Annotated in this window: 15 protein-coding genes; 7 read left to right on the top strand and 8 right to left on the bottom strand. The window is 63.5% G+C overall.

The annotated features are described in order from the left end of the window. Positions 1 to 111 precede the first annotated feature (111 nt). From Q3Y64_RS10580 to Q3Y64_RS10565, 4 genes are all read right to left on the bottom strand, one after another. Complete coding sequence (locus Q3Y64_RS10580) at positions 112 to 1044, bottom strand: alpha/beta hydrolase (protein WP_303561642.1); 933 nt, start codon at positions 1042 to 1044, stop codon at positions 112 to 114. Positions 1045 to 1152: 108 nt separating this feature from the next. Continuing rightward, positions 1153 to 1368 (bottom strand): hypothetical protein, encoded by a 216-nt coding sequence (locus tag Q3Y64_RS10575; RefSeq protein ID WP_303561640.1) that lies wholly within the window; start codon positions 1366 to 1368, stop codon positions 1153 to 1155. After that, entirely contained in the window at positions 1365 to 1967 is a 603-nt protein-coding gene (locus Q3Y64_RS10570) for a TMEM175 family protein (RefSeq protein ID WP_101940628.1), read from the bottom strand. Before Q3Y64_RS10570 ends, Q3Y64_RS10575 begins: the two co-directional genes overlap by 4 nt. Before the next feature lie 23 nt (positions 1968 to 1990). Beyond that, entirely contained in the window at positions 1991 to 2692 is a 702-nt protein-coding gene (locus tag Q3Y64_RS10565; protein ID WP_101940627.1) for a rhamnogalacturonan acetylesterase, read from the bottom strand. A 179-nt stretch (positions 2693 to 2871) separates the two neighbouring features. On the opposite strand from Q3Y64_RS10565, the gene Q3Y64_RS10560 reads away from it, so the two are divergent. From Q3Y64_RS10560 to Q3Y64_RS10550, 3 genes are all read left to right on the top strand, one after another. Beyond that, positions 2872 to 3228, top strand: a complete 357-nt coding sequence (locus tag Q3Y64_RS10560; RefSeq protein ID WP_101940626.1) for a NirD/YgiW/YdeI family stress tolerance protein — start codon at positions 2872 to 2874, stop codon at positions 3226 to 3228. A gap of 27 nt (positions 3229 to 3255) precedes the next feature. Further along, positions 3256 to 3399 (top strand): hypothetical protein, encoded by a 144-nt coding sequence (locus Q3Y64_RS10555; protein WP_158239107.1) that lies wholly within the window; start codon positions 3256 to 3258, stop codon positions 3397 to 3399. 73 nt (positions 3400 to 3472) lie between these two features. Continuing rightward, positions 3473 to 3880: a hypothetical protein gene (locus Q3Y64_RS10550; RefSeq protein WP_101940625.1), complete on the top strand. Its 408-nt coding sequence runs from the start codon at positions 3473 to 3475 to the stop codon at positions 3878 to 3880. Between the two features lie 48 nt (positions 3881 to 3928). On the opposite strand, the gene Q3Y64_RS10545 is transcribed toward Q3Y64_RS10550, so the two are convergent. Beyond that, positions 3929 to 5563, bottom strand: a complete 1635-nt coding sequence (locus Q3Y64_RS10545) for a PAS domain-containing methyl-accepting chemotaxis protein (protein ID WP_303561633.1) — start codon at positions 5561 to 5563, stop codon at positions 3929 to 3931. A 395-nt stretch (positions 5564 to 5958) separates the two neighbouring features. On the opposite strand from Q3Y64_RS10545, the gene Q3Y64_RS10540 reads away from it, so the two are divergent. Together Q3Y64_RS10540 and Q3Y64_RS10535 are read left to right on the top strand one after the other, a co-directional pair. Continuing rightward, on the top strand, positions 5959 to 6456 hold the full coding sequence (locus Q3Y64_RS10540) for a LexA family transcriptional regulator (RefSeq protein ID WP_101940624.1): 498 nt from the start codon (positions 5959 to 5961) through the stop codon (positions 6454 to 6456). Positions 6457 to 6560: 104 nt separating this feature from the next. Then, the gene (locus Q3Y64_RS10535; protein WP_303561630.1) at positions 6561 to 7004 is read left to right on the top strand and encodes a hypothetical protein; all 444 of its coding nucleotides are present in this window, start codon (positions 6561 to 6563) and stop codon (positions 7002 to 7004) included. Between the two features lie 14 nt (positions 7005 to 7018). Here Q3Y64_RS10535 and Q3Y64_RS10530 read toward each other — a convergent pair whose 3' ends face one another. Together Q3Y64_RS10530 and Q3Y64_RS10525 are read right to left on the bottom strand one after the other, a co-directional pair. After that, on the bottom strand, positions 7019 to 7594 hold the full coding sequence (locus Q3Y64_RS10530) for a DUF5610 domain-containing protein (RefSeq protein ID WP_303561628.1): 576 nt from the start codon (positions 7592 to 7594) through the stop codon (positions 7019 to 7021). A gap of 198 nt (positions 7595 to 7792) precedes the next feature. Then, positions 7793 to 9187: a right-handed parallel beta-helix repeat-containing protein gene (locus Q3Y64_RS10525; protein WP_303561627.1), complete on the bottom strand. Its 1395-nt coding sequence runs from the start codon at positions 9185 to 9187 to the stop codon at positions 7793 to 7795. Positions 9188 to 9487: 300 nt separating this feature from the next. Here Q3Y64_RS10525 and Q3Y64_RS10520 point away from each other — a divergent pair, with 300 nt between their 5' ends. Beyond that, entirely contained in the window at positions 9488 to 9940 is a 453-nt protein-coding gene (locus Q3Y64_RS10520; protein ID WP_303561625.1) for a DUF441 domain-containing protein, read from the top strand. 31 nt (positions 9941 to 9971) lie between these two features. Here Q3Y64_RS10520 and bla read toward each other — a convergent pair whose 3' ends face one another. Then, positions 9972 to 10826: a class A beta-lactamase gene (gene bla / locus Q3Y64_RS10515; protein WP_303561623.1), complete on the bottom strand. Its 855-nt coding sequence runs from the start codon at positions 10824 to 10826 to the stop codon at positions 9972 to 9974. A 221-nt stretch (positions 10827 to 11047) separates the two neighbouring features. On the opposite strand from bla, the gene pelA reads away from it, so the two are divergent. After that, positions 11048 to 12757, top strand: coding sequence for a pectate lyase (pelA, locus tag Q3Y64_RS10510; protein ID WP_303561620.1), 1710 nt, complete (start codon positions 11048 to 11050; stop codon positions 12755 to 12757). Positions 12758 to 12788 lie beyond the last annotated feature (31 nt).

Raw genomic sequence — 12788 nt, 5'->3', positions numbered from 1 at the left:
GCTCCTTGGGTTTGATGGCCCGGACTCGCTGTGTGCTTGTCCGATGGGTTCATCATGGCCTTGCAAGCTGACCGAAGCCTGAGCCGGAGCTTGCATGAAGCTGACATGCGCTCAGGGCGCCAGGGCCGCCCGCCAGGCAGGTGCCAAACTCGCCAGAAAGGCCTCCACCGCGTCGGTATAGGCGCCTGGCAAACCGAGTTGCTCGTTGATCTCGCCGTGGCTTGCGGCCTGCTCCCGCAGCTCCACGCGCAGACCGAGGCTGCGTGCCTGCTGTGCATAGCGCCGGGTGCCGGCGCAGGGTTGGTCCGGCCGCTGGCTGGAGCACACCGCCAGCAAGGGTGGCGCCTCGCGGGTGAGCTGCTGGTAGGGCGAGCTGGCCTGCCACACCATGGGGTCGCTGCCGAACGCCTTGTCGTAGAAGCCGTAATGCTTGCCCTCCATCGTGGCAACAATATCCATCGCGGCGGTGTCGAGCGATATCGTGCCCAGCCAAGGGCGGGCCCCCTGCCCTAAAGCGATCTGCGGGGCGCTGTTGAGCAGACTCACCAGATGCGCGCCGGCCGAATGCCCCATCAGCGCGAAGGCCGCCGGATCACCGCCCCAGCCGGCCGCCTTGCCCTGCGCGAAGGCAAGCGCCCGGGCCACGTCTTGGGCCTGCTCGTGCGGAGGGGTGGGCAGCAAGCGGTAGTTGGTCGAGATGAAAATCACGCCGCGTGCCAGCCAGCGCGCCGCCTTGTTGTCCACCACCCGGCTCATGGCCTTGTCGCCAGTACGCCAGGCGCCACCATGCACCATCAGGATCACCGGCGCTTGCTTCGGCGCGGCCGGCAGATAGACGTCCAGACGCTGACGGGCATCCGGACCGTAGACCAGATCGCGCAGCACCCGGCTACCGGCAGGCAGCTTGCCGGCGCTCGCGCCATCGGCCTCCTCGCCCCACTCCGCACGCTCGGCACGGCGCTCACGCAGGCGATCGAGCAAAGGGCCGGCCTGGGCGGCCTGCAAGCCCAGCACGATCAGGGTCACGGATAGTACGGCTCGCATCGTTAACTCTCCTCGGAAGCGATTCACGATTCATTCGCAAAAGCCTGCAGGGCTGACCTCGGCCCGCCAGCACCAGAGGGGCGACGGAGCTCGCACCTGCGTTCTTGTTCAGCCAAACAGACCGCTGCCGGCCACAAGCATCAGGCCTAGCAACAGGATCAGGGCGGCAGCCTTCAGGCTGCGTGGCCAGTCCCGCGCCAGGTGCTGCAAGGGGCGCGCCCGGGTAGGTGGGGTGGCCGCGGCCAGGCGCGCCCGCAACTTCAGCAGTGCCGCATCCTTGGCCTGATCATCGCGCGCGAAAAGCTCGCGCTCAAGCTGGGTCATGGCGCGCTACCGTTTTGCTCGCCCCGCGCACGCAAGACTCGTTCGATCCGCGTATCCGGCACCAGCCACAGAATCGCCACCAGCACGTAGATCGCGCAGGCCAGCCAGGCCGACACAAAGGCCAGGCCAATCGCCACGGCGTACAGCAGGACCGAGCCATAACCCTTCCAGTCTGGTCCGATAGCCTTTTTCAGGAGCGAGCCCGAGCCCTGCGCACAGATGATGACGTGGGCCAGGATCCAGTAGGCCACCGCCGCCATCAGCAGCACAAAACCATACAGCGCGGCCGGAGCGGCAGCGAAGTGGTTCTCGCCGAGCCAACCGGTGGCGAAGGGAATCAGCGACAGCCAGAACAGCAGGTGCAGGTTGGCCCACAGGATGCCGCCAGTCACCTCGCGCACCGTGTGCAGCATGTGGTGATGGTTGTTCCAGTAGATGCCGATGTAGATGAAGCTCAGCAGGTAGCTGAGAAACACTGGCAGCAGAGGCTGCAGCACCGCCAGTTCGCTGCTGTGCGGCACTTTCAGCTCCAGCACCATGATCGTGATGATGATGGCGAGCACGCCATCACTGAAGGCTTCAAGCCGGGTTTTGCCCATCGTGCGTCTCCTTTCTGCAGGGCTCAGTCCAGCCCGCTGACGCGCTGCGCCAGGGGCGTATCGAGGCCTTTGATCGCCCGCGCCATCAGCTTCGCGATTTCGGCTGCGCCGGCGGGCAGGAAATGGGTGTCGTCCTTGCCGTCCTGGGCGGCGACAAAGAGCTTGATCGTCGCGCTATAGCCGATCTTGCTGTAGTAGGCCTCGCTCAGCGCGGTGAGGTCGATGGCCAGCACGCCCTTCTTCTTCGCCAGCTCCAGCATCGCATCCGGGTAGCGCCCGTGCGAGCCCGGCCCACTGGAGCGCTTCAGCCCGCCGCGCCCGACCGGCGTGACCAGCACCGGTATGCCGCCGGCCTTCTGCGTGTCTTCCACATAGCGCGAGAGAAACTCCTGATAACTGCCGAAGGGATCGGTGCTGCGCGCTGCATCGCGCTTCTGGTCGTTGTGGCCGAACTGGATGAAAACGTAATCGCCGGGCTGGACCGCGGCAGCCACCGGTGCCCATGCGCCCTCCTCCAGGAAGCTCTTCGAGCTGCGCCCGGAGAGGGCGAAGTTCTTCACCGCCACCTCCGGCGTGAAGTACTGACCGATCACCTGGCCCCAGCCATTGCGCGGATCCGGCGGGGTGTAGCTGGAGACGGTGGAATCCCCGATCAGGAACACGGTTTCTGCGGCCGCGCTGGTCGCCACAAAGGCCAGCGCGAGGAGGAGGGAATGGAGTTTCATGCCGGGCTTTCGTGGATCAGGACTCGATCAGCCGGAGCATAACGGCATCCGCAGTCCTCGCAAGCCCTAAGCCGCCGGAACGCGCCGGCAGGCATTCATCCGACGTTCAGGATCCGCTCACTAGACTGGTTTCCATGCCGCGCTGAAGACCAGCCGGCCCCATTCCAAAGGAGTTGAAAATGAAATCCCTGCTCGCCCTCTGCAGCTTGTCCGCCCTGCTCTGCGCCGCCCCGGTCACGGCGCAATACGTCGGCCCGAACAGCGCGGCCACCCATATCAATCAGCTGAGCGGCCTGTCCAGCCACGACCAGTTCGTCACCCTCCAGGGCCACATCACCCGCCGCGCCAGCAAGGATCTCTACGCGTTCACCGACGGCAGCGGCAACATCTATCTCGATATCGACGACAAGCACTGGGCCTGGCCCCTAGGCAGCCCGGTAGATGCGAAGACCCGGCTCGAAATCCAGGGCAAGTACATCGGCAAGGCCTTCGGTTTCAGCAAGGTGAAGGTCATCGGCATGCGCGTGCTGAACTGAGCCGACGCAATCCAAGGGGCTGACATCATGTTCGACCTGCTGTGCTTCGCGCTCTGCTTCATCCGCTGCCCCTCCGCCACCGGCGCGCTCCTGGGCGCCGTATTGCGGCCGGCCTCCTTGCCCCGGGCGAGCGTCAACGAAAGCCTTCGCCAGGCAGCCCGCAGGATTTGACCTGCATCGATTCCCCGCCTGCCCACTTGCGCCAAGCTGACGTTTTCCGATGCTTCAGCGAAAGGCGCAGGCGATGAAGATAGCTATCCCGACCAAGGATTTCCGGACGGTCTGCGGCCACGCCGGTCAGGCCCGCCGCTGGCTGCTCTACACCCTGCCCGCACCGGTGGGCCTTACCCAGACCCTGCCTGCCGCCGAGGAAATCGAGCTGCCGAAGGAGATGGCCATCCATCATTTCAATGATCAGGGGCCGCATCCGCTGGATGGCGTCGACCTGATCCTGAGCTTCAGCGCCGGCGATGGCTTCTTCCGGCGCATGGAGCAACGCGGCACTCGCGTGCTGCTCACCGGCGAGCCTGATCCGGTGATCGCGATCCGCAACTTCCTGGCCGGAGACGCGCAGCCCAAACCGCCTTTCGATATCACGGCAAAGTTCTGCAAGATTCACGACCTCTTTTCGCGCCATCGCAAACCGGCCTGAGCCTGTGATGGGTGAATGGATAGCCATCCAAAGTTCGTGAGCGGCCGCTCACACCCGGTACTGGGTCACTGCCCGCCGCATGCGTTCCACGCTGCGTTCCAGCTGATGGGTGGTGTCGTCCGTGGCGTGTGCCACCCCCAGATTGCTTTCGGTCTGCCGCGCAATAGCTTCGATGCCGCCGGCCATGTGCTCCATCGCACCGCGCTGCTCCTGGGTGGAATGCGCGATTTCGCCGATGCGCTCGAGCATGGTGTCCACCTCTTGCGTGATGCGGCGCAGCGCAGCCTCGGCATCATGCACCAGCGCCACGCTCTGCCCCACCTGCTCGGCGCTGCGACGCATGCCTTCGACGGCCTCGCCGGTATCGCCCTGAATCCGGCCGATCATGGTGTCGATCTCCTGGGTGGCCTGGCGGGTACGCTCGGCCAGCTTGCGCACCTCGTCCGCCACTACCGCAAAGCCGCGGCCCTGCTCGCCGGCCCGCGCGGCCTCGATGGCGGCATTCAGCGCGAGCAGATTGGTCTGGTCGGCAATATCCTTGATCACCCCAGCGATCTTGCCCACCTCCTGGGTGCGCTGCCCAAGCTGCTCCACCGTTTCGGCGGAGTGCCCGACCGTGACCGACAAGGCGCTGATGGTCTGGCTGGCCTCCACGGACAGGCGCGCGCCGGCTTGCGCTTCCTCTTCCACCTGACGCGAGATGCGATGGGCTTCCTGCACATGCGTGGCCACCTCGCCGATGGACACCGTCATTTCCTCCACGCTGGCCGCCGCACCTGAAGTGTCGCGGCTCTGCTGTTCGGAGGAAGTGAGCAGCCCGGCCATGTCACTGCCCAGCCGCGTCGTGGCTTCGGCCACCTCACGGGTGGTATCGCCAATGATCTGCAGAGTGGCGCGGGTGGCCGCCAGCAGGCTGTCGACACGCCGGGCGATATCGCCGATCTCATCGTTACGCGTCGAATTCAGATTGCTCAGCAGATCGCCATGGCTCAGCACATCGTCCAGACTGCGCCGCATGCTGCGCAGCTCGCCACACACCCGCGGCATCTGCCAGACCACCAGCCACAGGCTGGCGAGCAGACTCAGCCCGGCCAGAGCGCCAGCCAGCGTGCGCGTGAGCGCCCCGGGCCACAGCAGCAAAGCCAGGCAGCTCAGTGCGGCCAGGCAGGCCAAGGCCGCCACGGCTGCCATCTGCACCGGAAAGGCCGTTGCCGCGCGCACCAGCGGGCCGTGATTGCGCCGCACCAAGCCCTGCTCCACGCGCAGGCTACGATCGCCAGCACGCAGGCGGGCGTAGGCCGCGCTGGCCGCTGCAATCTGCTGCGCCGTGGGGCGCGTACGCACCGACTGAAAGCCGACCACCTGGCCGTTTTCGCGCACCGGCGAAACATTCGCCTCCACCCAGTAGAAACCGCCATCCTTGCGCCGGTTCTTGACCACTCCGCGCCAGGGCGTACCGGCCTTGAGGGTACGCCACATGTCATCGAAAGCGGCTTCCGGCATGTCCGGGTGGCGCACGATGTTGTGCGGCTCGCCGATCATTTCCTCGCGCAGAAAACCGCTGATCTCGGCAAAGGCTGCATTGGCCTCGGTAATGCGTCCCTTGAGATCGGTACGCGAATAGATGAACACCCCGCTGGGGATGATTGTCTCGACTTGAGTGACGGGAAGGTTGCTGCGCATGTTGGGGGGCTCCATTGGGTTATTGCCTGTCTTCTGGCCGCCCCTGTGCAGGTGATCTTGCCTGTCAAACTTTGCATGTCTTGCTGCTTGAAACTAACGAAAAGTCGTCAAACAACTTTAGCCCGGATACCTTTCATATAGGCCTTTGGATATAGAGGGTCATTCCGCCCAAAAGCGCCCTTAAATATCCAATATTCCATTTATTAACAATGCGTTGCATTAAAAGTTCAATACCCACTCAAGCACTGCGTGCTTGTGAAAACATTTGTCATACCAATTGCATGGATCTGCAGCCTTAAGCACGAGCCGACCCAAGCCCCGCTTACAACCCACGCGGTGCTTGACAGCAACAGCCACACACTCGGATACTGTATTTATTTACAGCATCTGCCGCCATGACCGATCAGATCCCGCTTCCCTTCGTCAGCCTCGTCGGTGCCTCGCCGTCCGCGCCGCCGGAAGCGCTGCCGGGCATCCGCCGAACCCGTCGCAACCCTGCACGCAGCCGGCCCTTGCTGGTGGCAGGCCGGGCGGCAGAAGCTCCGCCGCTAACAAGCGCCGACGACGACAGCAACAGCCTCGATGTGCACGACTATCTGGTGCGTCGCGACGAAGCGAGTTTCGTCTTCGAAGCGCGTGATGACGCGATGACCGGCACCGGCATCTTCGAGGGCGACCTGCTGATCGTGGACAAGCGCATCCAGCCGGTGCACGGACACATCGTGCTGGCCTTCGTGAACGGCGAGCGCCTGGTGCGCCGCCTGCACCACCGCGGGCATAAAACGGCGCTGCAGGCCGACCACCCGGATCTGCCCGAATTGCTGCTCGAAGCCGGCAGCGAGCTGACGATCTGGGGCGTGGTGGTCGGCAGCTTCAAACGCTTCTGGGCCTGAGCAAAAGAGCCCAGGCCAACCTGGAGCCCACAGGATCAGCCCTGATGGCAAGCCAGGCACCGCCGGATCTATAGTGCAGTTCAGCGTATCCGGCGAGAAATGCCATGTCCCATCCCCCTCATGGTGAATGCAAGGTTTACTGGTGCGATCAGGCATGCTTTGCCGTACTGCAAGGCAGCTTCAACCGCGAAGGCGTGCTGGTCATGACGGCCACGATCCAGCAAGCCTGGCGTGACGCTGGGCAGCCCACGCATTGGGCGCATGTCATGGATCTGCATCAATGGCAGGGCGGCACCGAAAGCGGCTTTGCCGCCTCGCACGATCTGCTGGTATGGGCCACCAGTCATGGCGCAGATGCCATCATCCGCATCCACACCGTGGGCTTCCTGGCCCGCGTGACTGAAAACCAGGGGGTGTTCGACGGCATCGAAGTGCCGGTCATCACCGTCAGCACGCGTGAGCAGGCCTGGGAATGGCTCAGCGCGAACGGCTTTGAGTGTGAAGCCTGCAAGAGGCTGGCAGCGGCCGGAGACTGTCCGGTCGCGTAAAGCCGGCGCTCCGCCTACCCCGCCCGGTCTGCCAGAGGCTCAGCAGCCCTGGTGGTGTGCGCCGCTTCAAAATCGGCATAGCCTTGCAGCACCAGCGCATGGGTCTTTTCGATATTGCTCGCGATATCGCCCTCGAACACCTTCAGGCCTTTGAGGATATCGACGGCTTCCTTGAAGCCTCTCTCAAAACCGCTGCGGATCGTGGCCATGAAGTTCTGCAGCACCTCGGCTTCGTCTTCCCCCGCGTGCTGGGTCTTGAAAGCCTCCAGAAAGCCGGTGGAGAGAGCCACGATGCGCCCGGCAGTGCCTTCCGGCGTGTTGTCCTGACTCATCGCCGCCTGCAGCGCGTTGTCACCCAGCTCCGGCTGCAGAGCTTCATTGATGGCATCAATCGCCGATCTGTACAGCAGCGCCAGTGGCTCATTCCTTGAACTGATCGACACATCGAGCGATGCCTGCAGGATCGAGGCATTCAGCTGGGCACGCGATCGCGCACCGGTAGTGGTGTATTCCTCCGGCGTTCCCACCGCATCAACACTCCGCAGGCGGGGAACAGCGCTTGAATCAATGGCATGCACAGGCATCGTCATACGGGCCTCCTGACCGGGCGCCAGAGAGGCGCCCTGCCCGCTTTGAGTATAGGTCCGCACAAATAGCGTGCTGCGTTCATTTCCCCCGGCAAGCACCTGGTGCATCTGGCCAGCCCCGGGCAGGTATCGCAACTCACGAAAAAGCCCCGCCGGGCGAACCGACGGGGCTTTTCATCAGTGTCTGCCGGAGGGCGTGAATCAATAGACCCGGTAGGAGCACTTGTTCGGCCGGCCACCCGGATCAGAACCAAAGCTGGCGACCGTGCAGCTCACCGCATGGCCGGTTCCGATGTACTTGGTGACCCAGTTGCCCTTGCGGCCAAAGGCCACCCAGCCAGCGCCGGTCTTGACCTTGCAGATCTCGCCGGCGTCGGCACACTTGGTGTAATTCTCCATGTAGTCACCTGCCGGAGCATGACGATCATGCATGTCGTGTTCGTCATCATCACGCCCCAGGCAGGCAACAGGCGTCAGCTGCTTGAGCTTCTTGCCCACACCGGCGTACTTGCGCAGCTTGTTCTTCACGCACTGCGGGCTGACCGATTCGTACACATAAGGCAGTGTCTTCGGGAAAACAGCAGTGGTCTTCCACTCGATGGCAGTCACGGTATTGATGCCGTCATCCGGCGTCCAGGCTATGCCATAGCGGTTGAAATCGGCCGGGCTTTTCACGTTGTTGTTGCGCAGATCCCACCAGCCGCACAGCGTGGCGTCATAACGGCAGACCACCGGATTGACCGAGTTCTCGAACCAGTTCTGCTCGATCAGCGCATAGCCTTCACGGCGCACGTTGATGCCGGAATCGGTGATGCCGCTGTAGAGGTTGTTGTACATGTGCGTCCAGCCACCGCGCTGCAGGGGCAGGCGCTGGCTCACGTTCGAGTACAAATTGTGGTGGAAGGTGATCTCGCGGCCGCCGGCGATGTCGGTGCCGGAGGAGCCATCCAGGCCGACCTTCTTGTGGTCATGGATGTAGTTGTAGGAAACGGTGACGTTGTGCGAGTTCTTCTTGATGTCGATCGCGCCTTCGAAGGTCAGGTCGCCTTCGGGCGAACCGTTGCATTCGTGGCTGTTGCTGAGCAGCTCGTTGTGGTCGATCCAGACATTCGAGGAAGAATCGACGCGCAGCAGGTCGGCATCCTTGGCCGCGCCGCCGAGCGCGCCAAGCTTCATGTTACGGATGACGACATTGCTGGAGTTGGTCAGCGTGATGCCGAAGTTGCCGGAGGAGCCGTCGGCCCCGAGGATGGTCAGGCCGGCGGTATATCCGGTGACGGCCACCTGGCGGTAAGCGTCGTTCCAGTGCGGGTTCGGGCAATTGCCGGCTGCATCCGGATTGTGATCCATCACGATCGTGGCGATCGCGGCATCCTCGTTGCCGGTGTAGGTAATGACCAGCGGATAGGCGCCACCGGGGACGGTGGATGCGCTGGTGATGATGTTGTTGATCTCCTGGTAATTCGCGGCAGTGAAATACCGTGCGCCAGGCAGATCACCGCCATCAGCGGTTGCGAAACCACCGGTACGGGCGGCAAATGCGTTGCCTGCCAACAGCAGGATCGCTGTGGCAAGGATTGTGGGGGTGAGCTTCATGCGCTAGGTCCCGGGCAAGGGTGATGTTGAAGAAATCTGCCGGCGTGGCAGTGCCAGACAGGCATTCCCTCCGCGCTGCTGACACTCAAAAGTAGGGGTTTACTCTTACATTTTTAGCATCAGGCTCAGCGCAGGCCCGATGAACGGGCGTAAAGCAGGCTCAGACGGACGGGCGGCATCGATTTGCCCTGAACAGGCCGGCCAGCTTTCTTGGCTAGATCCGCCAGACATGCTCAGGCAAGGGCGACTAGACTCCACACATCCCCAGTACGACGGTGGCCCTTGATGGGTCGGATCCCCATGAGTTTCGAAAACCTGCCCCTCCTCCTGATCCTTGCGCTGGCCGTGGTCGGCAACAACAGCTCGGTTGCCATCGCGGCGAGCGCCCTGCTCCTGCTGAAATTGCTCGGGCTCACGAGCTGGCTGGGCACGGTGGAAACGCATGGCCTCACCACCGGGGTGATCATCCTGACCGCCGCCGTACTGGCGCCCCTGGCCTCAGGCAAAATCGACCTCGCCGGGCTCGGCAATACCTTCAAATCACCGGCCGGCGTGATCGCGGTAATCACCGGGCTCGCCGTCGCCTGGGTGGCCGGGCGGGGCGTGAGCTATATGCAGGCCTCACCCGAGATCGTCACCGCCCTGATGGTCGGCACACTGATCGGCGTGTGCTTTTTCAAGGGACTCGCAGTTGGCCCGCTGATCGCCGGCGGCATGGTGGCCCTCATCGTTGGCCTGTTTCACCTCAAGTAAGGGCAGCACACACACGCCCTGACCCGCGCACTCAGGGACGATAGGCAGCGAAAACCTCACGGCCGATTTCTGCCACGCTGCGATTGAGCTCGGGCATGTCAGCACGGGTCCCGGTCAGGTACAGGCTGACAATCAACGGCGCGCGCTGCGGCGGCCACAGGATCGCCGTGATGCCGCGCGAGCCGTTGTCGCCAGCACCGGAGCGATCAGCGATCGCCCAGCCAGGGGGCAGCGTAGCGCGAAACAACGGGCCGGCCACCTCGTTGCCCCGCATCCACTGCAGCAGCCGGTCGCGCGAAGCCGGCCTCAGCACATCCCCGAAGAGCAGCGCTTGCAAGCTGCGCACCATTGCCACCGGGCTGCTCGTATCGCGCGGATCATCCGCCAGAGCGGAGTTGAGCTCTGGCTCGATGCGGTCCAGCCGGGTCACATCGTCGCCAAGGCCGCGCATGAAACGCGTCACCGCCGCCGGACCACCGATGGCCTCCAGCACCAGATTGGCTGCCGTGTTGTCGCTCGTGTGCATCGTTGCGTCACAGGCCTGCTGCAGGCTGAAGGACTGGCCGACAAATTTTCCGGTCACCGGCGAGTAGCTCAGCAAGGCCTCGCGCCTGATCTCCACCTGTGTCTCCAAACGCAGACGCCCGACATCGACCTCCGCTAGCAGCGTTGCGCACGCCAGCGTCTTGAAGGTGCTCATCATCGGAAACCGCTGCGTACCCTTTACCGTCTGCAGCGCGCCGCTACCGGTATCGAGAATAGCCAGACCGATGCGCCCGCCCAGACGCGCCTCATGGCTCGCCAGGATGTCTTCGAACGAAGCCGCCTGCGCAAATGGACCGAGAAGCATCAGGAACAAAACCCACAAGCGGAAGGAATGAAGCATGCGGTTATCCGTCATGAAAGCTGATGCGGGTATTTTCGGTCAGGGACGGCGAAAGAAGTGGCCGAAACTCCGCCGCCGGGCCGCAAAAACATGACCAAGGCTTGCCAGAATTCATTTGTCCGACTACGTTAGCATTCTTTATGTAAGAACTTTTCTTACAACCAAAGTCTTATCACACGAGCGCGCCCGAAGAGTCGCGCCATCCATTCCGGAGACAAGCAATGCAGAGCAAATGGTTGTTGGGCGGTGCTGCCGCCCTGATTCTGTCGGTACCGGCGCATGCCGCAAGCGATGCGCCCACGGGCTACACGAAGTGCGCACAAGTGGGCGGTGCCTGCAGCATGAGCGGCACGCACAGCGTCGCGCTGGGCAAGTCCGGCAGCTTCGTCTACGCCACCTTGAGCGGCAATTTCACCTGTTCGAAATCCCTGTTCACCGGCGGCAGTGCCCTCTCCGACTCGGCCTGGTGCTCGGTTGGCCCGGTCAGCAGCAGTGCCTCCTCTGCAGCCCAGTCCTCAGCAGCAGCTTCATCCGCAGCCGCGTCCTCGATTGCAACCTCGTCCAAAGCCTCTTCCGCTGCATCGTCGGCCGCGGCTTCTTCCAAGGCAGCCTCTTCTGCCGCAGCAAGCAGCACCGGCAATGACGGCGCCTGTGTCAGCGCCTGCACGGATTACATCCGCCAGAACGTGAAGGCCAAGCCCCTGACCCAGGCTCGCATCGACAGCGAGGCCGGCAGCCTCAAGAGCGCCTTCACCACCTACCTGAGTGCCTCGAACTCTGCCCTGGCTGCCGACAAGGCCGCGCTGAAGGCCGAACGCGCGGGCCTCTCCTCGGTGCCCTCGGCACGCGGCTCAGACAAGACCGGCCCGGACACCATGCCGCTCTCGGAAACTGCCTCCTACTACGCCGGCAGCAAGGCCCTGTCGATCGCCCGTGAGATCGTCAGCTTCCAGATCCCGTCCGGCGGCTGGGCCAAGAATATGGTGAGAACCGGCGTTGTACGCGCCAAGGGCCAGTCCTGGACCGGCGGCGGCATTGATCCAAACAGCTCCGATCCGGCCAACTGGCCTTACGTTGGCACCATCGACAATGGCGCCACCATCACCGAGCTGCGCTACCTGGGCAAGGTGCAGGCTGCCCAGAGCACCGACCGCACCAGCATCCAGGCCTCAATCACCAAGGGCCTGAACTATCTGCTCGCCGCACAGACACCCAACTGGGGCTGGCCGCAGGTCTACCCGCTCAATGGCGACTATCACGACGCCATCACGCTCAATGACGACGCCATGCTCAGCGTGATCAAGCTGCTGCGCGAAATCGGCACCAGCGCCAACAGCGACTTTGCCTTCGTCGACACCCCGCTGCGCAACAAATGCGCTACGGCAGCGAGCAACGGCACCAGCTGGCTGCTCGCCAATCAGGTCTTCGTGAATGGCAAGCGCACCGTATGGGGCCAACAGCATGACGTACTGAGCGGCGCCCCGACCCCGGCCCGTGCCTACGAAATGCCGTCACTGACCTCGCAAGAAAGCGCCAAGATCGTCAGCTTCCTGATGAGCCTGCCGAACCCGGATGCCACCACGCGCGAAGCGGTCTATGCTGCGGCCGACTTCTTCAAGGCCAGCCAGATCAACGACAAGAAGTGGTCCAGCGGCGTGCTCTCCAGCGTCTCCGGCACCAACGCCTGGTCGCGCTACTACGACCTGTCGGTCTACAACCCTACGGCCAGCACCGTCACCGCCCGCGTGCGCATGCTCTTCGGTGATTTTGCCGACCGCCACGGCAGCGCCAGCACGGTGTACGGCCTGATCTTCGGCTCGACCACTTCAGTGTCTGCCGAACGCCTCACCGGCTACGCGCAGTACAACAGCACCGCCCAAGCCATGCTGACAAACTTCGCCAGCTGGAGCAGCAAAAACGCCCGGCCGTAAGCTTCGCTTGGCGCGCCAAAAGAAAACCGGG

This window comes from Uliginosibacterium sp. 31-12 (assembly GCF_030548425.1).
GTDB classification, from domain to species: Bacteria; Pseudomonadota; Gammaproteobacteria; order Burkholderiales; family Rhodocyclaceae; genus Uliginosibacterium; species Uliginosibacterium aquaticum.
Note: the sequence above shows the minus strand (reverse complement) of the source record. Positions and strands in the feature narration are given on the sequence as shown.